Below are 22,752 nucleotides of genomic sequence, written 5' to 3' on the forward strand. Positions count from 1 at the left end.
AACCGAAAATTCATTGGCACAGATAGGGGAGGGAATGATGCAGCAAATATACGGTGGATCCCCCTACATCATCGAACGCAGCAGCTTGAAGCAGCGATTTATGCTACCATCTTGGCTGTTCTACATGGTTGTATCTATGGCACTTCTTCTCTATTCGTGGCAGCAGCAGCCTATTTATTTAAACGCTGCAATCTTTTTGATGGCGGGGTACATTTGCTTTTCGCACGTCTATTGTAATTTCTTGTTGATTGCTTTTCTATTGCCTTCCCTTCATTTATTTGTAACGGAAGACAGTGGTGTCTCTTATGCTACGATGCTGTTTCTTGTTGCACTCGTCAAGCATGTGGCTGCTCGGTTTAACACAATGAAGCTGCATGTAGTTGGTCTAATTGCGATGCTGTGTATGATTGCGTATGAATGGCTCCATCTATACCTTAATGGCTCGGTCATGGTCGTTCCTGTAATCAGATGGTCAGCTTTGTTCCTGTACGCATCGCTGATGATGATCGATTTGAATTTCAGACCTGATTTTAAACAGATTGCGCACTATTTTGTAGCAGGGATCCTGTTATCCAGCGTATGCGGATTTGTGATGTCCTGGGCGGTGCCTAGTGGTGCTGCGACTGGATATGTCAGATTCGAAGGGGCAGGCGGTGACCCGAATGGCTTCGGTATGATGATTTTGATGGCGGCTTTTTTTCTCCTCCATATTTATAAACAATCACGAACACCAAAGCCACGATATATATATTTTGCTTTAGGCTTAATGCTGCTAGGGTTGTCGACCTTGTCCCGCGCTTATTTCCTGACAGCTGCCATTACGGTTGTTCTGTTAGCAGTGTACATGATCGTAACTTCTGAACACAGCATGATTCGGCTTCGCAGGAAGCTTGCACTTGCCGTACTCTTGTTCGCTGCGATCTTCGCCGTTCCTGCCATAGGATTTATTAATTCCATCATGGAGCGGATGTCGATCGGAGACAGCTTGCAGAAGATGACAGGACTGCGCTCCATGCTGGCTGAAAGATACTGGGATGTATTTACGGAATCGACCTTGTGGGAGATGTTTTGGGGCAAGGGAATTATCGGATATTTACAACAGAGCAACATCTCGGTTATGGGTATTTTGACGGGCCCGCATAACACTTATTTGGAATCTTTAATTGCGTGGGGCATGTGCGGAACTATTTTATTTGTCATCTACATGGTGGTATTAAACCAATGCCAAAGGCAGAAAGAAACTTCAAGTCATAAGCCCTCCTTCCTATCTTATCTTCCCATCATTTCCACACTCATCTTTCTAATCTCGTTACAATCCTTAGCCAAGTATAGTACTTACTTTTATATGACCATGTTATTTATGAACATGTACTATTGTGAGCATACTAACCAACGTGATTCTGAACTTATAGCCCCTTCCGCGACGGTGAGAGAATGAAGATAGACAACGCGTTATACAATTTAATCGCGAATCTGCTGCTGCAATTTGTGACAGCTGCTGTTGGCATTATTTTGCCCAGATTAATTATTGAAGCCTACGGCTCTAATATGAATGGCATGATCTCCTCAATTAATCAATTTTTAAGATATTTATCGTTAGTGGAGGCTGGTCTTGGGGCCGCCTCTATCGCTGCGTTATACAAACCACTTGCCGCCAGCAATATCGGTGAAGTTAATGCTGTATTATCGGCTTCACGGCTATTTTATCGCAGAGCTGGTATTATATTTGCGGTGCTTGTTGTAGGGTGCGCAGTATGTTACCCGTTCCTTGTACACGGTCAAGTTCCGGTTATCACATCAAGCGTTATGGTTCTTATTTTGGCAGGAAGCGGCTTGGTGGAGTACTTTATTATTGGTAAATACAGAGTGCTGTTAATGGCAGATCAGAAGAGTTACGTCATATCCCTGATTCAAACGATTGGCGTGATTCTAAATGCTGTAGTCTCCGTCGTCCTCATCATGAGCGGATTTGATGTCCTGATCACCCAAACCGCTGCGACACTCATTTTCGTTTCCAGAGTCCTTTTGGTCAAATGGTATGTCCGGCGGGAATATAAGGAAGTAAACTACCGGGCTGTACCCAATCATAAAGCACTTGACCGACGTTGGGACGCCTTTATTCACCAGCTTAATACGTTAATTGTTTATGCTGCTCCCGTGGTGATCATTACCATCTGCTGCAGTCTCAGTGAGGTAAGTGTGTATGCAGTGTACAACATGGTGTTTGTTGCGGTAAATATGTTTGTTTCCGCGTTCTCTAATGGGTTAATGGCTTCATTTGGCCATGTGATTGCGAGTGGAGAGCGTGGCAGCCTGCTTCGACAATTCGGTGCGTACGAGTACATGTACTATGCCGTTCTTACGGCTGCGTATGCTTGCGCCGCTATTTTAATTTTACCTTTTTTACGCCTTTATACATCTGGTATTCATGATGCAGTATATATCCGTCCAGAACTAGCGGCACTATTTATCGTTGTAGGGATTGTAAGCAACGTACGGCTGCCGCATTATACGTTGATTCAAGCGGCGGGTCATTTTAGAGAAACGAAATATCCGTCCATTGTGGAGTCCATCATTAATTTGGCAGTCTCGATTATACTTGTTCAATGGTTCGGGATGATTGGCGTTATGCTCGGCAGCATTTGCTCGCATCTATATCGCACGCCAGAATTGATAAGGTATACTTCCAAGCATATATTGGAGCACAGTGCAAAGCAGACGATTGTTCGAATTATTAGACTTGTCATTCTGAGCGCAATCGCGATTACTCCGTTTTTATTTGTATTTGTGCCTGAACCTGCTAGTGTAATGAACTGGTTGTTGTGGGCTATTATCGCGGGTACTGTAGTCTTGTTTATTATTGTCATTGGCAATGTGCTTTTAGAGCCGGAAACTGCGAGGCAAGTCTGGAAGCAAGTTAATCGTGCAATCAAGAAATTAAAGCAAAGAAAGGGCAAAGGACAATTAGATCATGATCAAACAAGCTAATCCACAATAGAAAGGTGGAAGATGCTGTGCGCAGAAAAGTTGGAATTGTTCTTGTCATTATACTTCTGATAGGGGCTATTGCAGTCTGGTGGGGGTATGAGTATATAACAAACCGAGAGGTGTCTACGCAAGAATTGGGGGTAGCTACTGATTTCTTTGACTTTAGTAAAGTAGATACGAGTAGACCGGTGGGTGGTGTAGGAACCATTCATCCTGATCAGTCAATATCAGGTTCGCCGCAGCCTACTGCTGAATCTGCGGCGAACAGCGGCGAACAGACGGGCAAACGATCCCAGCAGGAACAACTGCAGACGGAGGGAGCGCAGCAGCCGATAAGCGGAGATGGAAGGACGCAGGCTCCCATTACTGAAGAGTCCATTCGCTCGCGTTATATCGATTGGTTTGAGAGTTTGCAGGCTACAGCGATATCAAGGCTTGATGTGCTGGGCAAACGGGCGAAGGCTGATTATAAGTTGTACAAAGCAGGGAAGTCAAATCGTTCTCTAGCAGATCTGACCTCGCTCTATATGAGTGCAGCCAAAAAGCTTGAGAGAAACGTCGATAAGTCTTTCTATAGTCGGCTGGAGCAAATGAAGTCAGAATTGAAGGAACATGGATTTGGAATTCAACTGGCAGAGGAAGCGGAAGCTGCGTATCAAGCTAAAATTGACCATAAAAAGTCGCAGCTGATGGACAAAGCAGCTGGAAAGTTAAAATAGTTATCGGAGCAGTAGTTTCGAGGGGACCTTATTACGTGACAGTACAGTCAATATAGAAGAGGGAGGGGAGGCTCTCTCCTCTATATTGATCTAATCCTTGTGTTAGTTCGTCTGTGTGCAATCCGTGAACACGTTAATTGTGATAGGGTTGTTGCTGGGCGCTATATCCTTGCGTGTATCCGTAGGTATTGTTTGCTGCATACAGATGTGTGCTTGCATTATCGATCTGATTACAGGCTTGCAATACGGCCTGCATTTGGTGGATGGCGTTTTGATGTCCTTGCAAAGCGGTTTGTATCACCTGAACAGCTTGTCGTTCGCGCTGTACCAGTTGTTCTAGATGTTGAGCGTTTTGTTGTTCTTGCTGAAGCAAACGTTGATAGTTGCCACTTGCTTGTTCAGTCTGCTGAATCATTTGTTGAATCGTGCTGCGAATTTGCTGTGTAGACGTATGTGTCATGCTCCTAACCTCCTATGTTTAATGTAAGTAGTTGGAATATCATATTTATGATGTGCTTCCCTATACATGATTATGCAAGAGATCAGGAGAATACAAAAATTAGTACTCTAACTCATTCGTAATTTTAAAATATACCTCAAGCACGTCAGGGTGTTTAAGCTCATAAGTATAGAGCGCATCTGGATCGTCAATTGGAATAGCAAATTCGACTTCCATGGCAATCATTAATTCCTTTAATGCTGCTTCGAGATGTGCTTTGTCTACATAATAGGTTGTTGAGATTTGTTGAAAACGTCGTGTGAAAAAGTCCAGTTGGCACTGGATCATATAGGTGTTCACCATCCATGTAATATTCGATCTCTTATGATCTAGTTATTATATGATCATCTGTACATAAATGTCACGCATATTCAAGGTACTGATTTAAAGAGTAGAACCCATAATTTAATTGAAGACCAATTGAACTTTGGTGCTTTTTGTCTCCAATGTGAAGCGAATAAAGGGTATAATAAAAAAGTATGACAAATGAGGAGCTTGTACTTGCAATAAAGCATACATCACAGAGGGGGAGAGAAGATGGACGTTGGAGCTAAATTATTGATTTTGGACGTGGATACAGGTGTTGATGATGCTCTTGCAATCGCTTACGCGGTTCGTTCGCCTGAGCTTAAGCTGCACGGCATTACGACTTGTTATGGCAACGTTACGGTAAGTGAAGCCGCACGTAACACGTTGATTGTGCTGGAGAAGTTGGGTGTTTATGATGTTCCTGTATTTAAAGGGGCCGAGCAGCCATTGAAACGGAAGAAGGAACATTATGTAAGGCACATTCATGGTGAACATGGCTTAGGTGAAGCGGAGCTATTTGAGCCCCAAAATAAACCTTCTGGTAAGAATGCTGTTGATTATCTTATTGAGCAATTTCGCGCATATCCGAAACAGATTACACTTGTTATGGTCGGACCATTAACGAATTTGGCATTGGCTTTGCAGAAGGCCCCTGATATTGCAGAATTAATCGGGGAGTTAATTATAATGGGGGGAGCCGTGCGTACCCGCGGTAATGTAACATCCCATGCTGAAGCCAATATTCACTGTGATGTTGATGCTGCAGATATTTTATTTAAAGCGAAGTTACCGCTAACTGTGGTTGGTCTTGATGTGACAATGGAAACGTTACTCCCACTGTCGGCTGTTCAGCAGTGGAGAAACGAGAATCCGGATATTGGTGGTTATTTTGCAGACATTACTGAATTTTATATTCGCTTCTATGAGACGCGTTATCCTGGCAGCGGCGGCTGCGCACTGCATGATCCGCTGGCAGTTGGTGTTGCTATTGATGCCAGTTTTGTGAAGCGAGTTCCTTTAAACGTCGCTATTGATAAGACAGGCGACGAAATAGGCAGAACAAGAGAGTTAGATGATGGTGAGGCAACATGCGAAGTATGCGTGGAAGTGGACGCCGAGCGTTTCCTGACACATTTTTTGAGTCGCGTCATCTAGCTGTAAAGTGTACAGCAGGTAAGTTGATGATATTTAAGTGTCCTGCAAGCTCAGTCGGAACAGCAAAAGCTCTGCGTTCTAGAAATAACGCAGAGCTTTTGCTATGCGCAGCAGTGAAAATAATAGAATGATCAGCTGCAGCCGTAAATGCTTTGAAAAAAGAAATACATTTTACCTAATTATATAGATTAAGGACAATAGCAATATTTCTCATTAGATTATTAAACATATCGCCAGGATCCCACAAACAGCGCTGTTATCATGGTTTTACCCCAGCACTATTAAGTGGTTGATAAAGTTTCCAATTATTATATCTTGTTCCTAATCATTTTCAAAGGCATGATGTCTATGAAACTTGTTTATGGAAGGAGATTTAAAATGCGTTGGAATTCATACATAAAAGGAACTCTCTTAGGCGTATCTTTGTTAACGTTGTCTGTTACAAGCATTCCGACATTAGCCGTCGCCGAGCGATTTGCGATGTCGTATCTTTATTTTGGCAATCCGAGTGGTTACGTACAGGCAGTTGATCACACAAAAGGTAGTCTGGACATGGTATCGCCAAGCTACTTTGACCTTCGTGACGATGGTTCTCTTCTGCTGACAGAAGCGCTTGATCCTGCATTTATTAAGGAAATGCACAGCAAAGGGATGAAAGTAGTTCCATTTCTTAGCAATCATTGGGATCGCAATAAAGGTATAGCTGCTCTGAACAATAGAAATGCACTAGTCAAGCAAATTGCTGCTGCAATAGAAAAGTACAATTTGGATGGAGTTAACGTTGATATCGAAAATGTAACAGACAAGCAGCGCGACGATCAGACGCAGCTGGTTAAAATGCTGCGCGAGGCGATACCAGCCCACAAAGAAGTATCAGTAGCCGTAGCGGCAAACCCGCAAGGATGGACTACAGGGTGGCATGGCTCCTACGATTATGCTGCCTTGTCAAAAGTAAGCGACTACTTAATGATTATGACATATGACGAGAGTTATCAAGGCAGCGAGCCTGGACCAGTTGCCGGTCTGCCTTTTGTTGAACAATCCATTCAATACGCGCTTAAACATGTTCCCAGCAATAAAATTGTACTTGGAATTCCGTTCTATGGCCGTTATTGGAAGTCCGATGGAACGATGAAGGGAAACGCGGCACAGAATCATCGCATAAGTAAACTTTTGCAAGCTTACAATGGCAAGACTTATTATGATGCTGCGAAGCAATCCCCTAAGGGTGTATTTACGATCAAGACAGGGGATGCGCTGCCGAATGTCCATGGAAATACATTAAAGCCGGGAACTTACACCGTCTGGTATGAAAATGAACAGTCAATCCAAGCCAAGCTAAATCTTGTGAATAAGTATGATTTAAAAGGAGCAGGTAATTGGAGCTTAACGGAGGAAGCAGATGGTACTTGGGATTATTATAGTGCCTGGCTCAACGGGTCAGCATTTGTTGATACAACAGGCCATTGGGCGAGTGCTTATATACATTCCGTGAATGAACGCGGCTGGATGACAGGTACCGCTAAGCGAACCTTCGCGCCTGAGCAGCGGTTGACACGTGCGCAGTCGGCCGCCATCGTGGCGCGCCTGCTGCAGCTGCAACCGCAATCGGCTGTCCGTCCATTTTGGGATGTGCCGTCACGTCATTGGGCGGCAAATGACATCCTCATGGCACAGCAAGCCGGTATAATGAAGGGGCGGGCAGATGGCAGCTTTGGCCCGGAGGAATCGATAACACGTGAAGAATTGACGGTGCTGCTGGCTCGAGTGCTTCAGGCGTCCCCGTCCAAGCCGGTTATTAGTTCCTTCGAAGACGTGAGCAGCGACAGATGGTCAGCAGCCTCCATTGCGGTACTAGTGGAAAACGGAATTGTTGACGGTTACCGAGATGGTACTTTCCGACCACTCCAAGCGGTCACTCGTGCTGAAATGGCCAAGATGCTGGACCTTGCAGCTCCGATACTAAATGAACAGTTTAAATAATCCATTTGTATCCGATTGTCCCCAGTGAATCGGTGTACCAAATTAATATTGAACATACGAATAATCCCCTCTGTCCAGACGATGATGCTCATCTGGACAGAGGGGATTTCGTATGTCTGGAAAGAAGAGATTACTCTTCCTTCCAGTCTTCTTTGCTTAATTGCTCGTCAATCACGTCTACAAAGCGGTTAAAGCAATTACAGTAGAAGTCTTTGCGGCAAATCGGGCATGGCATCGTTAACAGACGGTTAATCGATTTCTTGCCGTTGTTGTCAAACAAACGAAGCTGTGTTCCGTCATGAAGGGTAAGAACCAACTGAGACAAATTCGTCTCTGGATTATGGTCTGACACCTGTGTTCTCTTTACAATTGGTTGATAGGACATCTTCATTATCACCTGCACTCTACTTTTTTGCGTACTTACCATCTTAGGGGAATTGCAGATGCTTGTCAATTGGCAAGCTATCATTGCATTTGTACGCATGATTATCCTTACATTTGGTACATATTAAGAACAGCACAACGCATCATATATTATAACCTAAAACAAGGCTGAATGGAGGGCAGAAATGAGGGAATTAAGAAACGCAGCAAAAGGATTTAATCAGCATCGTAAAGCTCGGCTCGAGCTAAAGATCAGTGCAGCTGTGGTAGCCGTACTTATTGCAATGATGGCTTGTGTTCCTACGATAGGTGCAGCGATCCCGAATGAACAGTTGAATCTGCCGCAGGTAACTAACTTGCAGGCTATTCAAGATAAGAAATCGGTAGCTATTGTCATTGATGACTTTGGCAACAAGATGAAAGGGACAGAACTGATGTTAAAGCTGCCGGTACATATTACGGTTGCTGTGATGCCATTTTTGCAAACATCAGTTGCTGATGCGAAGCTTGCTCACCAGATGGGACATGAAGTGATCGTACATATGCCGATGGAGCCAAAGTCCGGAAAAGCAAGCTGGCTCGGACCAGGAGCTATTTTGTCATCACAATCGGATGAGGAGATCGAGAAAAGAATCCGTACGGCCATTGATGCTGTTCCACATGCGGTTGGGATGAATAATCATATGGGCTCCAAAATAACGGGAGACAAGCGCGTGATGCGAGTTGTACTGCGAGTCATTAAGGAGAAGGGGATGTATTTTCTCGACAGCAAAACCAATTATCGCTCCGTTATAGGAGAAGTTGCCAAGGAAATCGGGGTTCCCGTTGTAAACAATCAAATATTTTTGGATGACGTCTACTCTGAATCTCACGTCACCAAGCAATGGAGCAAAGTGCTGGATCAGCTCAAGTCTAGTGCGGCATGTATCACGATCGGACATGTTGGAGCGGGTGGCCTGAAGACGGCAGCCGTCCTCCATCGTCAAGTTCCTCAAGCGATGAAGGACTTACATTTCGTCCGCATATCTGAATTGGTGAAGCGATAGAAGTCATAACTGTCTAATCGTTGTCTTGAAGCGACTGATCAAATGGATAACAACTACAATACCTTCAGTTATGAAAAAGTAGCGTAATACTGGATAATAGCATCACAAATTCGTTGGGCAATGGCAGATTGGCCTGTACTGTTCGTCAGCAACAAACGATCCTGTGCATTGCTAATAAATCCAGTTTCTACAATTACTGCGGGCTGCTGCACTTTTCGCAGCAAATAATATTTTTTGCCGGATTCAGGAAGCATTACTTTCTGAAATAGGGGATTCAATTGCTGCTGGATCAAAGTAGCAAGCATCCTGCTTCGACCTTCTTCCTGATGCAGTACAATTGGCCCGCGAGCTGCCTGATTTTTGCCCCAATTGACGTGGAGACTCACGTAAATGGAGACTGGAACCTCTTCGCTTAACTGGCGTCGTTGCGCTAGGTCTTTGCGATGCCTTGAGCGTGTAACCGACCAGCGATTGTCATCACTTAAAGCGTAGTCTCCCGTACGATTCAAGACGGCAGGGATGTTTTTACTCTTTAACAGCAAATACAGCTTTTGAGCGATGGCCAAGTTAATATCTTTTTCCAAAATATTCTCATGTACGGTTCCACCGTCGATCCCACCGTGCCCAGCATCAATGAGAACAAATGGGTGCGGAAATACATGAGTAATATGTTGATGCTCATCGTCAGCGTCGATAGTTGATTGTTGTTCATCCGTCATGTGGTTCATGAAGGTTGGCGACTTCACAGAACAGGCATCGACAGTAGAAGCCGCAAACATGGCATTAACACTGATCAGGACAGTGATGCAGGTTAAACAAAATGTCCGTGGGTAACGCATGGAACATGACCTCTTTTCCACATAACCTTGTCTTAGGTATTATGTCGTATCGTGCACGAATAAGAAACATGCCATACAAAGCGCATATTGGAAATTAGGGGTTCAAAACAATAATGAAAACAGGTTTAAAATGAGTTGATAAAGCTCACACTAGAAGCAAAATAAGTTGTTCAGTTACGGGGGGATGAGCATGTCAAAACGTGATGATTTAATAAAGTATATTATACAACGTGTAGTGACCTATATAGATGAGCCCAAGGAACAACGGAGCGAGCGTAGGCTGGAACGCAAGCACCAGCAGCGAGAGCTTTGGTTGGTACGCTGGTTCGGGCTATTGCCATTTAGCATGAAAATGATGGCAGGTGACTGGAAACATGCGGGGCAGCCAGTGGTGAAGCGGGCTACACGAATCGTGGATCGTATCCGTCGTACAGGCAAGTGGGGAAAAGGAAAAACATTGTCCTAAATATACAAAGGCATGCACCGTATAAACCGGGGCATGCCTTCTTTATGTTGGAGATTAAGGGGTGGATTGTGTTTGAACTGGTGTAATATAACCGGTTGTTAATGCTAACGGCTCTGCAATAAAGCGGATACACGCAGCTCCCGAAGCTGACACTGCCGCATATGAAGCGGCAAATGTACGACCGTCTGTCCATCCCTGCTTGCCAACTAATGCATAAGGCAGGTTTATTGTGCCGCTGCTGTAGGAGCGTGACTGAACATAGATCCATGGTGAGGTTTGCAGGTCTGGTTTCCAATTATCCAGCCATTCTAGTGCTTTTTTGCCGTTTAATTGACGAGAACCGTTCATCCATTGAATATTGTCGTATGGATCAAAGGTGGATCTGATGACGACAGGGTTGTCCGGAGTGAGCAAAGGATTGGAGATGACCCCTGACAATGAGGTATGTCCTCCTGTTCGTGCCGATGAAGCCGCTGAGGTGATGTGATGGAAGGACGACTTGTTCAGACGCTTAACAGATTCATCAAGACGGGACATTTCTAATTCTTCTGGCAGCTGCTCTCCCGTTTCTGCGTCAAGAAGCACCATTTTATTGCCGTTATTTACTCTCCACATTGCTATCAAAGGTGGTGCATATAATGGTTTAATATCAAGCGATTCTTGCTCCCAGCCTAGTGCATGAATCGCTTCCGATAGAATAGCTTGATCATAAGGGAGTCGAGAACCTACTCCATACTCAGTTAACAAATAATCGTCATCTGGTGTCGCGTGTATGATCAAATACCCAACAGTCTTGTTATGTGAACTTAGCACGTTTACTAGCCAGCCATGTGTACCAGGCCCAAGCGGTTGTACGTCGGTCTTGGCCCGCTTCCACGCAGAGAAAGGCTGATGCTGCGATAGTCTTTGAACGGTCTGATCAACGGTCTCCTGCAGGGAAAGACGGGGAGCAGTTCGATACCTAGCAGCTTCTGCTCGAGATATGGATTGTGACGGAATGTAGGCAGACTCTTGATGTAGTGTGGCGAAAGCTTGGCGGCGAAAATGGTTGGAAGTGCTGGTTTGACTCGTCTCCGGCAGGCTGATCTGAATCCGGGCCGGTTGTTGTATGGCATCCGAGCCCGCTACAATGACATATGATAATCCTGCGGACACAACAGCTGTTAACGCCGCAGCACATGTTAAGCGAACGAAGTGATTCCACCAATGGTTCATGTTCAAGCACCTCATTTCTTGGCAACCTAATAGAATATTAATGGTTTACCCTATTTATGCGAACTTAACACCATTTTATCGAAGCTATTTTTAAAAGACTGTCGCTTTAGCGCCACCGCATGGCTTGTTTTAGGTACTATTTTTGCCGTTATGTGACGGTTCAAGGCAGTTGTCTATATAAGGACAGAGTGCCTTAAACGAGAACTGTCGCATTATGAAAGCATAGTGAAAAACACGGCTCAGCCATTCAAGCCTGAGGGCAAATGAAGGAGAGCCGCATTTATAACACTGAGCGTGATTCGTGGCTCAAACTGCCATCGTATCTCGTTGCAGCGTATCTCAAATTGCTCACGCGCCGAGCGAGCCTGCGGAGATGGTTCTTGTGTTGGTTCAGCATGAGATTGCTGCACATTCTCTAGATCAAGATGCTGCAGCATGCTGTCCAGCGTAGCTCGCGGAGGCAGTTCTACAGCTAAAGGCTGCTGAGGTGATTCATTCGCATCTTTAACTGCGCCGGGTTCCATGGCCTCCTCTTCTTGCTTGATAAGCGGCTCATAGTAAGCAGCCAGCCGTTCCCATTCTTCATCCAGCCGCTCACTTGCTTCTACCGCCCAGCTCATATCATAGTCGGCTGCCAGATGACGAATACGCTGTTCCACGAGGTGGGCTGCTTGTTCAAGCGTAAACCGCCAGGTCATCGTGTGCACGTTTGCAGGCAGCTTCGGCGTCAAGTGGCGATCTTTGACCAGCTCCATAAAGTGGGGGTGGATGGTTCCACTCACAAGTGAGACGCCGAATGAATGAAGTTCCTCCCGTTTAAGATCACAAGCAAATTCCAACTTTACATTTAGCAGCAAATAAGGCTCATAAGCCGCAGAGCGGCGCTGCCCGCGCCCAGTATAAGCTTCGCTGCTTTCTTCGAACAAAGAGAGGTAACGGCCGCCCTGTAGTGCGGCTTGCATAATCTGTTCCAGTCGTTGGCTGCCAAAGTTCACATTATCTTTAGGGATACGACCGATTCCGCCCCCACCTCCCGTAAATGCAGGCGCAACCCCAAAGTAGCGCTGCATAATGGTGTCACCAGTTCCTTCACCGACAGCTTGCGACGTACTCGTCTGATTCGGAGTTTGGCTGCTGCCAGGATGCCCCACAGGGCGTGCTGATACATTAGCCGCATTAACGTCAGTGTCAATCTGCGCTTGTTCACCTGTGAGGGGGAGGCTTGCTTCCCAGAGTCCCACGTCTTGTAAACCGTTGTTATTCGCTGCTGGTGGCAGCGGAGTTGGCTCGGTTACGGGGGAGGTGACATAACTGATTGGGCCGCGATTTGTCTCTGGCGGCATTTGTGTTGGATCAAACACAAACGTAAAGCGCATCGTCTCTGCCTCAGCCCCAGTACGGTCCACAAAGCCCCAATAATAGGGCCTGTTCGTTAATACACGATCTGCCTGTTCGGACAGCTTTACCGTGACATAAGCCGGCGTTTTCTCAAGAATATGACACTCCGTTGATTCCAAATACCTCATGACGAAGCGGGTAATCTGTTCCGTATCCATATGCTAACTATGCCTCCGCTTCCGTGCCAAATCGTTGTAGAAATGACTGTACTTCACGCTGCTGCTTTCCGCTGTCAGTTGTATCGGCCTCATTATGCAGCCGTGTTCGGATATCATTAAGGGATTGGCCAAGTGAATTAACCTGCTTGCGAACCTCTTCTTCATTGTCAGCTTCCAGCAAAATACGGGACAAACTTCGTTCCAAACTATCCTGCTCCTCGAACCGTTCCAAGATCATGTCCAAACTGCCAATAACCATTTCAAACATATTGATCTTCTCGTGCAGCAAGTTCAAAATATGTTCCTCAATCGTACCTTGGGTAGACAAATTATAAATCTTGACGTCGTGTGTCTGTCCAAGTCGATGGACTCGGCCAATGCGCTGTTCCACCCGCATCGGATTCCAGGGTAGATCAAAGTTAATCATATGGTGGCAAAATTGCAGATTAATGCCTTCTCCACCGGCTTCTGTAGCGATCATCACTTGAGCGCGTCCTCGAAACAGGTCCATCATCCAATCCTTTTTGCCGCGGTTCATTCCACCTCGATAGGGTACAGCGACGAGTCCTCGTTCACGGAAATATTGCAGCAAGTATTCTTGCGTAGCACGATATTCCGTAAATAGGATGACCTTATCGTTCATGCCACGGATTAATTCCATCGCAGTTTCGGCTTTTGTGTTGGATTTGATTCGTTTTATGAGGTCTACTAGATCCCATATTCGTTCGCGAACCGGGGAATCCTCTGCTAATTTCTTAGACAGATTGACTAATGTTAAAAATACGGCGTCTCTGCTGGAGCAGACTTCACGTTGCAACGTGATCAAAGAGAACATGCTGCCAAAGTCGCCAGCATTGGTCTGGTATTGTTCCCGAATAAACTGCGTTACGCCATCGTATAATGCTTTCTCGTCCGCTGAGAGTGTCAAGGGTACATTTTTAACGATACGTTTCGTAAAATGAACATTGCCTTCTCCGCGCCTGTTGCGGATCATCACTTTTGACAGCTCGGATTGAAGCACCGTCTCGTTCTTAGGAACACGTTTATCGGTCACATAGTTGGTGCTAAAATCTCCTTGGGCGCCTAATTGGCCAGGCTTCAGGAGCGTAATGAGATTGTATAACTCATTCATATCGTTCTGCACTGGTGTAGCCGTAAGCAGCAGGCAATATTTTTTTCGCAGCTGAGTAATAAATTGATAGTTAGTTGTCTTGCGATTTTTTAGTTTGTGAGCTTCATCGATCACAAGCATGTCATATTCCTGCTCCAGCAAGATGGAACGGTGTGGATCGCGTTTAGCCGTATCCATGGATGCAACTACGACACCGGAATGCCAATGATACTCTTTCTTCTGGGCTACGGCAGGTATGCCAAACTTATGGTTAAGCTCGCGTACCCATTGCAGCACCAGTGAAGCGGGTACCAGAATAAGGGCACGTTTTACGAGTCCTCGGATCATATATTCCTTAATAACAAGCCCTGCTTCAATTGTCTTGCCAAGGCCCACTTCGTCTGCAAGAATCGCACGTCCGCGCATCTCGTGAAGCACTTTACGAGCGGTAGAGAGTTGGTGTGGCAAAGGTTCGACATTCGTCAAGTGTGTTAAGCACTGCAGTTCGTCAAAAGATCGGATAAGCTTAGCTTGCTCCGCTTCATAAGCAAGTTGGAACAATGTCCAGTCATCCCACGGGCCATTGCGATCGATACGTGACTGCATCGTCTCCATCCAACTGCGGTCAAAGTGAAACGGTACGTGTTCATCCGCGCTTAATGGCATTTTTTCATTGTTCATGAGGTGGACCTCCTTGCTTTGGTGCGGTGTAGTGTACGTTTAGTATGGTCTATATTTATACAAATCATAACTTTTGACATCTTTGGCGAAGTATAAATACACAATAGATGCCAAGTTGTCACCGTGCATGTCAAATCCCAAAACTGTCGAATAAAAGAGAATGATAGAGAGAGGATAAGCGAAGGGGGAGACGAAGTGGTTTCTTTCAAGAATATCCTCGTTTTAGAATTCGTATTTCTATATGTTGTGTAGTAAAATGATCAACGCATACTATATGTTGTGTATTTTACATACGTTGTCAGATAAGAATGATGTGTGTTCAATTCGTGAAATTCATGGTACAGGAGGTTGTTTTTATTGGAATCTATAAAGAAAACACAGCGCTTGGAAGGGCTAAGCGAGAAAATATTTTTGGATCGATATGCTTGGAAAGATGCGGATACGAATCATACACAGATCGGAGACATCGTTCTTGTATTAACAAAGGATGATCCCAAGTTTCCCGCGAAGGAAGTCGGTGAGGTCATAGCCCGCGATGGACGGCACGTGTCCGTGAAGACACGGAGCGGCGAAATTGTGCACACAACGGTGGAGAAATTAACGCTTACAATCGAGAAGACACCTGAAGAAATGTGGGATCGGTTAGCGGCTGCGATGGCATCAGTAGAAGCAACACCGGAGAAACAAGCAGAGTGGACGGATCGTTTCAGATATATGCTGGATGATTGGAAGCTGGTTCCTGGAGGCCGAATTGCGGCTGGTGCCGGGGCTAGCGAGGAACTGACGTTATTTAATTGTTATGTGATTCCATCGCCTAAAGACAGCCGCGGGGGCATTATGGAGACACTGTCGGAGATGACAGAGATTATGGCACGTGGAGGTGGCGTTGGAATTAATTTGAGTTCTTTACGTCCGCACCGTGCCATTGTTCGCGGAGTAAATGGCTCTTCTAGCGGCTCGGTATCCTGGGGAGGCTTGTTCAGCTATACGACAGGCTTGATCGAACAGGGCGGCAGTCGCCGCGGTGCGCTGATGCTTATGATTAATGATTGGCACCCGGATGTCCTCGATTTTATTACCGTAAAGCAGACGGCTGGTCAAGTCACGAATGCCAACTTGTCTGTCTGTGTCAGCAACGCTTTTATGAAGGCTGTAAAGGAAGATCTAGATTGGGAATTGGTATTTCCGGATACGTCTGATCCTGACTATGATGAGATCTGGGACGGCGATCTCGATAAATGGAAGCAAGCGGGCAAGCCCGTTATTCCTTATCGCACTGTACGGGCCAGGGAGATCTGGCATACGATTATTGAATCCGCTTGGAAATCGGCCGAGCCGGGAGTCGTATTTATGGAATACTACAACCAAATGTCAAACAGTTGGTATTTTAACCCAATCATCTGTACGAATCCATGCGGGGAACAAGGCCTGCCGGCTTGGGGAGTTTGCAACTTGTCGGCTCTTAACTTGTCGAAGTTCTATGACGAAAAACATCACGATGTTGCTTGGGATGAGCTGGCACGGGTTACACGGGATGCCGTTCGATTCTTGGATAATGTAATCGACAAGACACCATATCATTTTGAGAAGAACCGCGAGAATCAGCAGACAGAGCGGCGTGTTGGCCTTGGCTCTATGGGACTTGCAGAGCTAATGATCAAACTCGGCATTCGTTATGGCAGTGCGGAATCACTAGAGTTTCTCGATCGGATATATGGCTTTATTGCCCGTGAATCGTACTTGGCATCGGCCGAGATTGCAGAAGAGAAAGGTTCATTTAAGGCCTTTGACGCGGATTTGTATGTACAAAGCGGATTTATGAAGACCATGATCGATTCCTTCCCTGAAGTGGGGCAGGCGATTAAGGATAAGGGAATGCGCAACGTAACCGTCATTACACAAGCGCCAACAGGTTCTACCGGTACTATGGTGGGGACTTCTACAGGTATCGAGCCTTACTTTGCATTTAAATATTTCCGTCAAAGCCGGCTTGGATTTGACGAGCAGTTTGTGCCAATTGCACAGCAATGGCTCGATGCTAATCCGGGACAAGAACTGCCGGATTACTTCATTACAGCGATGGATCTGTCTGCGGAAGACCATATTCGTGCACAAGCAGCGATTCAGCGCTGGGTCGACAGTTCAATCTCGAAGACGGCGAACTGTCCGCATGACTTTACTGTGGAGGAGACAAAACGCTTATATGAGCTCGCATTTGACCTCGGCTGCAAAGGGGTAACGATTTACCGCGACGGCAGTCGTGATGTTCAGGTGTTGACGACACAGAAGAAGGAAGAGAAGACGGCAGATGCAGAACTCTTGTCGGATGACAAGTCTATTGCTGTGTCGGCAGAGGCTCCAGTTGATGCGACCATTGCGGAAGTGGCTACAGGCACTGTAGGCTACATGCGTCGTCCACAAGTGCTTCGCGGTGCGACGTACAAAATCAACACGCCATTCGGCATGGCGTATATTACGATTAACGATTATGAAGATACACCTGTAGAAATCTTCTTAAATGTAGGCAAAGCCGGCTCCGATGTGTTTGCAATGGCAGAAGCACTTGGGCGCGTCTGCTCCTTGTTCTTGCGTTATGGCGACCATGGCAATAAGGTTGAGCTGCTGATTAAGCACTTAAAAGGCATCGGCGGTTCCGGTGCAATTGGCTTCGGTGTAAACCGCGTCGAGTCTATTGCCGACGCAGTGGCGAAGGCGCTGGAAACGCACCTTGCTGAGAGCAGCGTCACAGCCGCAGTGATTACGACTGCGCCTATAGCTGCTACGATTGAAGCACCTGTGGCTTCGTCGCAGGCTGCAGCGAAAATATTGCCGACAGAGGCACTCGCAACGAATACGCAGGTACGCGTGGAGACGCGTGATCTCTGCCCTTCGTGCGGATCGGCCTCGCTGTTAAACGTCGAGGGCTGCAAGACGTGCACGAATTGTGGGTACAGTCGCTGTAATTAAGTGTGAACATGCTTAATCGAATCTCATTGGATGTGAGGAATCACTAGATCTGCAAAAATGATCATAACTACTGCTAGAGTTAGATCAATAAAAGTACAAATTTATTTTACATTAAGATGTGTGAATATACATTTTGTGCAGATAAGCAGAATTGTCAATTAAAACTTACTGTGGATCTTACTGTAGCTTCGTAAAAAAGATTGATTGTTAAAAATAAGGTTTGATAAAAATCACCTCGTTAGTTTTTCTTAGAGGTGATTTTTATGTTGGATATGTATGTTGAAATTGATTTGAAGATACTCGACAAAAAGATTTAGCAATGTAACTTATCTATTATTATATAAATACTATGTATATCGTGTATTGCAATATATGAAGAACCTTAGCTAACAATACCAGGCCGCCTGATCATGATTAGGCAAGCCTGGTAGGATGATGACACTTAATTTTTGAACAGAATTTCGCCCACCTGTGTGGAAATGTTGAGCGTTGCACTTTCAGACTGAGCCTTACCAACATATCCATGGAGTTCTTTGGAAACAACCTTTTTGGTATTTGTTGCTTTTTCAAGAGCAACCTGATTATCAATAGTTCCTATTTTTGTTGATAGATTTACATATAGAGGTGCTGGTTGATCAGGTAAAGCGAATTCGACGTTACCAACGTCAGTAGATATGTTACTGCTTTCCATACCAATCACGTCAGTTACAGTAATGTCGCCGGCACTGCTGCTCACATTTAAGTGTTGGACCGACAATTCTGACTCAACGGATATGTTGCCAAATTTATTGTCTATCTCAAGAGACTTGAATTCTTTATACGGAAGACGAATCGTTAAAGATGGTAATGGCCCCGTATTTATGATCTTTTGTTTATTTTCAAGTATAATCTGTAATGCTCCATCTTGGATGGACGTAGTCACGTTGGTATCCATACCTTGTGAATTGTCCTTGAATAATTCCAATTCTGCTTGATTGATTTGTTTGTCGCCTTTGACTGTAACTATGGCAGCGCTACTCTGAATTTTTAGGGAATGAATGTTAGTTACATCTATTGGAGAAATATCTCCTTTTACTGCATGCGAAACATTTTTAATGTCCGATGTTTCTGAATTTACAATTGTGTTTGTCGATATAGAAGAGTTTTGCTGGAACAAACTTGGTGTACTATTGACGGAGGATTCTTTCGTACATCCGGCGAGTCCGATACTGGCAGTGGCCAGGAGAATCATAGCTATTTTCATATTGTTGTTCAAACGTTTATCTTCCTTTCTTCTGCGTATGTTAAACAGATCGTAATCATTTCATCCGTTTGTATATTAATCGTACAGTGGTCAGAAAGATTTGGTAACGGCCTTTGGTTTGAACAAGAACTGGACTTATGTCTAGGGAAAGCCTCCTTCTTCAAACTAGGGGCACACGATGAATCGAAGCTCAGATGTTGAGAAGATAACCTTTTATTTGGCTGACACCACTCGCAAAGTATATGTGATTTAATGGGGAAATTTATTGATAACCTCGCAAGTAGCAGTTCACCCAAGTGAGGGAAAAGTTTTTATCTCTTTTTATGAACCAAAACCCGAGAACTGGTGAATAAGTAGTGAAAGGATAAACAAGGAGGTCTTTGAAGTGAAAGAAAGTAATCATCTTCCAATATTCAAGGAGGGAGATCCCGTTGATTTTGAAACACTTGTTCAACCTCACTTAACTAGTGCATTTCGAGTCGCTTATTTGATCGTCCATGATTACCATCTAGCTCAGGATGCCGTGCAAGAAGCACTATTGGAAGCGTATAAATCACTTAATCGATATGATAAGCGAAAAGGGACATCGTTTCGAGCTTGGTTTATAAAAATTGTGACACATCGTGCACTTAATATGGTGCGTAGAAAGAAAAAAACGGAAGAATATATGGACTCTATTGATCCTGGGCAAAACCCATTGGAGACTATCCTTCAAAAGGAGAAAGAGCAACAGATTTGGCGAGCGATCCAGTTGATGACGCCGAAGCATCGCTCTGCAGTTATTCTTTACTATTATGAGGAGTTTAGTATAGCTGAAATTGCAAAAATCCTGGGTGTGTTCGAGGGTACGGTAAAATCAAGGCTGCATAAGGCCAGAAAGATAATTGCTGAACAAATACAAGTTAGGAATGAAAAACAGGTATTTACCGAGCTGGGAGTGATTATGCATGAATAATCTTGATAAACAGATTACACAAACTCTAAAAAAGGTAGCTGGCGAATTAGATCAGCCTGATTTTGTGATGCCAGACCAAGTGGTAACCTATGAAAGAAAAAGGTCGCGTTTACTAGGAAATTTTGTACTTCCAGTCTCAATTAGCTGCGCTTTGCTTTTAACGATTTCGGTGAGTCCTACCTTTGCGGCCTACGTTAAATCGTTATTTGATGGTTCTGATAAAGAACTGCAATATGCAGCACAGGAGGGTTTTTCACAGAAGGTAAATGCCTTTGTTACTGATCAGGGCTATACTCTTGAAATAGAGGAGGTATTGGCTGATCCAATGAGAATTGTGGCCGTTTATTCGATCAAGGATCAGCAAAAGAACTTTATTCATCCAGATAAGCTTCAGATAAGTAACGTAGAGGTAACAGATTTGAAAGGGAATGTAATTAAAGAAACTAAAACGTATGGGGTACAAAAACATGAAAATTATGGATATCTCACTCTAAATAAACCCGGGGAAACAGAAGAACAGAAGCTTTTATTACAGTTCGAGGGAACTCAGATTGACTCTGTTAAGGGAAATTGGGCCTTAAAGGTTCCATTTGATTTAGAAAAAACAACTAAGGCTTCAAAGGTGCTAGCAATCGATAAGACGTATACCACACCACAGGGATTGCAAATCAAACTAAACAGCATTATGCATTCACCGACTGCTGCTCGTGTGGATTATGAAACGAAATGGACGGAAGAGGCAAAGAAAAAATTAGTACAGGAAAGTAAACAGGTGAAAGGAAAAGTAGATTCAATTGATCCTTATGTTCGCTATGATGATTTTAAACTGAATTTTCATGTTGAAAATGAACAAGGAGAGAAAGTAAACGATCTAACTAGGGCGCTTGATACTCCACGCAAGACCGTGGGGGAATACGGTCATTCTAATCGTAAATATGGATTTGCTCCATTGTCTCCAGATCATCAATATATGCTCGTATTGGATTCTTTAGAAAAAATAGAACCGTATGAGCTAGGCGTATCATTTGAACCAAAACAGCTTGCCGATAAACCTGTAAGAGTAGATAAGGATGGCAAAACGATAGAGATCATGTCAGTAACCTTTGACGAACCGTTAAATGAAGCATCTCCAAAGAATGAGAAGCACGCTACTATTTTACTAGAGGCTTATTTAAAGGATATATCATATATTAGACTAGCAGATACGATTTTAATGGATGATGACACAAATACAATTATTAATCGTTTTGGTTGGACTATAAAAGATGAACAGGGCAAAGTATACAATGTAACAGGTGGAGATTTTAAAATGATAGGAAAGGATGAACAAGGTAGAAACCATATCCGAATAAAATTGCAAAGTTATGAAATGAGAGAACTCCCTCAAAAGCTCAGTCTTACTTCAGAATTGGCAGAAAAGAGTTATGAACTGAATTGGAAAGTACCTTTGCCAATGCCAAAAGAGGACAAATAAGAAGAAAATAGAAGCGAGAAAAGCATTTATATAAAGGGTTGTAATACCAAATATATATAATTAAGGGTAAAATGAAAAATCGCAGTTGTTCAACTAACGGGACACGTTGGTTAATAAATAACTAAGAAGCGGCTGCCGGCAATAGATCGGCAGCCGCTTTGCGTTAACGGGCAGGATAACGCAGTGGAACAAAGATAAATTGACTCTCCAAACTTCCAGTGCGAATTGATGTTTAATATTTAATACTAATAGATCCAAGAAAGGTGATATAAATTTTGAAAAAGCTTATCTTTGGTGCTGTTCTTGCCATTCTCTTATGTAGTGCATTGACTACTTATGCAGCAGATACTCAAATAAAAGTTGATGGTATTTCTGTCGTATCTGATGTGGAGCCCGAATTTAAGAACAACCGCACAATGGTACCGCTACGTGTTATTAGCGAAAATTTTGGGGCTAATGTCGATTGGTCGAATTCCGAAGTTACGCTTTCGAAAGACAATCTGAAAGTAATTATAACTCCTAACAGCACTGCAGCGAAGAAGAACGGTGAAAAGATAACTCTTGATGTAAAACCATATGTAAAAAATAATCGTGTCATCGTACCCCTTCGTTTTATCGCAGAAACGTTTGGGTGTAATGTCGATTACAACAACTCTATAGTCACTGTAGACACCAAGCCATTGGTCGTTGATGGTGCAAAAATAAAAGCATTGCAATATGAATACCATATGGCGATGGGCGGCGTAGTCCAACAAATAAATGGGAATGCGTATAATGAAGCCATTTATCAACTTATTTCAAGAAACAAGGGTGCAAAGATAAAAGCTCCTGTCAGCTACTCTTGGAGGGGTAATCTTGATACACCTGGCTCTTATTATAAAAATGGGCAGTATAATTTTGGGGACGAAAAGGGAAATAGCGTAAAACAATATGATATCTATAGTTTAGTTAATGCATTCCCAGATGAGTTGCTATCAGGATTCCCAGACGTATTGATTTATGACGCTTCCGAAGACCAATGGTATATGTTTAGCAATGCCGCAATAGATTCCATTCGTCAGATGATAAATACGGCCGAAAAGAACGGATTTCTAAAGGTGATCAGCAATAATGTTGTTTAATTGTATCGAACTAACGAGCAGGATAGTTTCAAGATCATGTA

At 44.2% G+C, this 22,752-nt stretch carries 19 protein-coding genes; 11 read left to right on the top strand and 8 right to left on the bottom strand.

Annotated elements, in window-relative coordinates:
• Positions 1 to 37 precede the first annotated feature (37 nt).
• The 3 genes from QP775_RS17030 to QP775_RS17040 are packed head-to-tail and all read left to right on the top strand — an operon-like array spanning position 38 to position 3,707.
• Entirely contained in the window at positions 38 to 1,438 is a 1,401-nt protein-coding gene (locus tag QP775_RS17030) for a hypothetical protein (RefSeq protein WP_285107768.1), read from the top strand.
• The gene (locus QP775_RS17035; protein WP_285107770.1) at positions 1,435 to 2,988 is read left to right on the top strand and encodes a polysaccharide biosynthesis C-terminal domain-containing protein; all 1,554 of its coding nucleotides are present in this window, start codon (positions 1,435 to 1,437) and stop codon (positions 2,986 to 2,988) included. Before QP775_RS17030 ends, QP775_RS17035 begins: the two co-directional genes overlap by 4 nt.
• A 26-nt stretch (positions 2,989 to 3,014) precedes the next feature.
• Positions 3,015 to 3,707, top strand: a complete 693-nt coding sequence (locus QP775_RS17040) for a hypothetical protein (protein WP_285107771.1) — start codon at positions 3,015 to 3,017, stop codon at positions 3,705 to 3,707.
• Between the two features lie 133 nt (positions 3,708 to 3,840).
• Here QP775_RS17040 and QP775_RS17045 read toward each other — a convergent pair whose 3' ends face one another.
• Together QP775_RS17045 and QP775_RS17050 are read right to left on the bottom strand one after the other, a co-directional pair.
• A complete protein-coding gene (locus QP775_RS17045) occupies positions 3,841 to 4,167 on the bottom strand; it encodes a hypothetical protein (protein WP_285107773.1) in 327 nt (108 codons plus the stop codon).
• Positions 4,168 to 4,266: 99 nt separating this feature from the next.
• Positions 4,267 to 4,494 carry a hypothetical protein gene (locus tag QP775_RS17050; protein WP_285107775.1) on the bottom strand — a complete coding sequence of 76 codons (228 nt, stop codon included), beginning with the start codon at positions 4,492 to 4,494 and terminating at the stop codon, positions 4,267 to 4,269.
• A gap of 249 nt (positions 4,495 to 4,743) precedes the next feature.
• Here QP775_RS17050 and QP775_RS17055 point away from each other — a divergent pair, with 249 nt between their 5' ends.
• Together QP775_RS17055 and QP775_RS17060 are read left to right on the top strand one after the other, a co-directional pair.
• Positions 4,744 to 5,670: a nucleoside hydrolase gene (locus tag QP775_RS17055; protein WP_285107777.1), complete on the top strand. Its 927-nt coding sequence runs from the start codon at positions 4,744 to 4,746 to the stop codon at positions 5,668 to 5,670.
• A 378-nt stretch (positions 5,671 to 6,048) separates the two neighbouring features.
• Entirely contained in the window at positions 6,049 to 7,653 is a 1,605-nt protein-coding gene (locus QP775_RS17060) for a glycosyl hydrolase family 18 protein (RefSeq protein ID WP_239326731.1), read from the top strand.
• Between the two features lie 130 nt (positions 7,654 to 7,783).
• Here QP775_RS17060 and QP775_RS17065 read toward each other — a convergent pair whose 3' ends face one another.
• Positions 7,784 to 8,038, bottom strand: a complete 255-nt coding sequence (locus tag QP775_RS17065; protein WP_239326733.1) for a hypothetical protein — start codon at positions 8,036 to 8,038, stop codon at positions 7,784 to 7,786.
• Positions 8,039 to 8,222: 184 nt separating this feature from the next.
• Between QP775_RS17065 and QP775_RS17070 the strand changes: the two genes are divergently transcribed.
• Positions 8,223 to 9,083 (top strand): divergent polysaccharide deacetylase family protein, encoded by an 861-nt coding sequence (locus tag QP775_RS17070; RefSeq protein WP_285107782.1) that lies wholly within the window; start codon positions 8,223 to 8,225, stop codon positions 9,081 to 9,083.
• Positions 9,084 to 9,151: 68 nt separating this feature from the next.
• On the opposite strand, the gene QP775_RS17075 is transcribed toward QP775_RS17070, so the two are convergent.
• Positions 9,152 to 9,922 carry an N-acetylmuramoyl-L-alanine amidase family protein gene (locus tag QP775_RS17075; protein WP_481857216.1) on the bottom strand — a complete coding sequence of 257 codons (771 nt, stop codon included), beginning with the start codon at positions 9,920 to 9,922 and terminating at the stop codon, positions 9,152 to 9,154.
• Between the two features lie 190 nt (positions 9,923 to 10,112).
• Here QP775_RS17075 and QP775_RS17080 point away from each other — a divergent pair, with 190 nt between their 5' ends.
• A complete protein-coding gene (locus QP775_RS17080) occupies positions 10,113 to 10,388 on the top strand; it encodes a YqzE family protein (protein WP_285107784.1) in 276 nt (91 codons plus the stop codon).
• Positions 10,389 to 10,442: 54 nt separating this feature from the next.
• Here QP775_RS17080 and QP775_RS17085 read toward each other — a convergent pair whose 3' ends face one another.
• From QP775_RS17085 to QP775_RS17095, 3 genes are all read right to left on the bottom strand, one after another.
• On the bottom strand, positions 10,443 to 11,603 hold the full coding sequence (locus QP775_RS17085; RefSeq protein ID WP_239326739.1) for a hypothetical protein: 1,161 nt from the start codon (positions 11,601 to 11,603) through the stop codon (positions 10,443 to 10,445).
• A gap of 239 nt (positions 11,604 to 11,842) precedes the next feature.
• Positions 11,843 to 13,159 carry a YqhG family protein gene (locus tag QP775_RS17090; RefSeq protein ID WP_239326741.1) on the bottom strand — a complete coding sequence of 439 codons (1,317 nt, stop codon included), beginning with the start codon at positions 13,157 to 13,159 and terminating at the stop codon, positions 11,843 to 11,845.
• Between the two features lie 7 nt (positions 13,160 to 13,166).
• Positions 13,167 to 14,951 carry a DEAD/DEAH box helicase gene (locus QP775_RS17095; RefSeq protein ID WP_285107787.1) on the bottom strand — a complete coding sequence of 595 codons (1,785 nt, stop codon included), beginning with the start codon at positions 14,949 to 14,951 and terminating at the stop codon, positions 13,167 to 13,169.
• Between the two features lie 357 nt (positions 14,952 to 15,308).
• On the opposite strand from QP775_RS17095, the gene QP775_RS17100 reads away from it, so the two are divergent.
• Positions 15,309 to 17,918: an adenosylcobalamin-dependent ribonucleoside-diphosphate reductase gene (locus tag QP775_RS17100; RefSeq protein WP_239326745.1), complete on the top strand. Its 2,610-nt coding sequence runs from the start codon at positions 15,309 to 15,311 to the stop codon at positions 17,916 to 17,918.
• A 442-nt stretch (positions 17,919 to 18,360) separates the two neighbouring features.
• Here QP775_RS17100 and QP775_RS17105 read toward each other — a convergent pair whose 3' ends face one another.
• Entirely contained in the window at positions 18,361 to 19,173 is an 813-nt protein-coding gene (locus QP775_RS17105; protein WP_285107790.1) for a DUF4097 family beta strand repeat-containing protein, read from the bottom strand.
• A 373-nt stretch (positions 19,174 to 19,546) separates the two neighbouring features.
• Between QP775_RS17105 and QP775_RS17110 the strand changes: the two genes are divergently transcribed.
• From QP775_RS17110 to QP775_RS17120, 3 genes are all read left to right on the top strand, one after another.
• Positions 19,547 to 20,116, top strand: a complete 570-nt coding sequence (locus QP775_RS17110) for an RNA polymerase sigma factor (RefSeq protein WP_285107792.1) — start codon at positions 19,547 to 19,549, stop codon at positions 20,114 to 20,116.
• A complete protein-coding gene (locus QP775_RS17115; protein ID WP_285107794.1) occupies positions 20,109 to 21,590 on the top strand; it encodes a DUF4179 domain-containing protein in 1,482 nt (493 codons plus the stop codon). Before QP775_RS17110 ends, QP775_RS17115 begins: the two co-directional genes overlap by 8 nt.
• 275 nt (positions 21,591 to 21,865) lie before the next feature.
• Complete coding sequence (locus QP775_RS17120) at positions 21,866 to 22,711, top strand: copper amine oxidase N-terminal domain-containing protein (protein ID WP_285107796.1); 846 nt, start codon at positions 21,866 to 21,868, stop codon at positions 22,709 to 22,711.
• The last annotated feature ends 41 nt before the right edge of the window (positions 22,712 to 22,752 follow it).

The organism is Paenibacillus sp. UMB4589-SE434, from assembly GCF_030226685.1.
Classification (GTDB): domain Bacteria; phylum Bacillota; class Bacilli; order Paenibacillales; family Paenibacillaceae; genus Paenibacillus_B.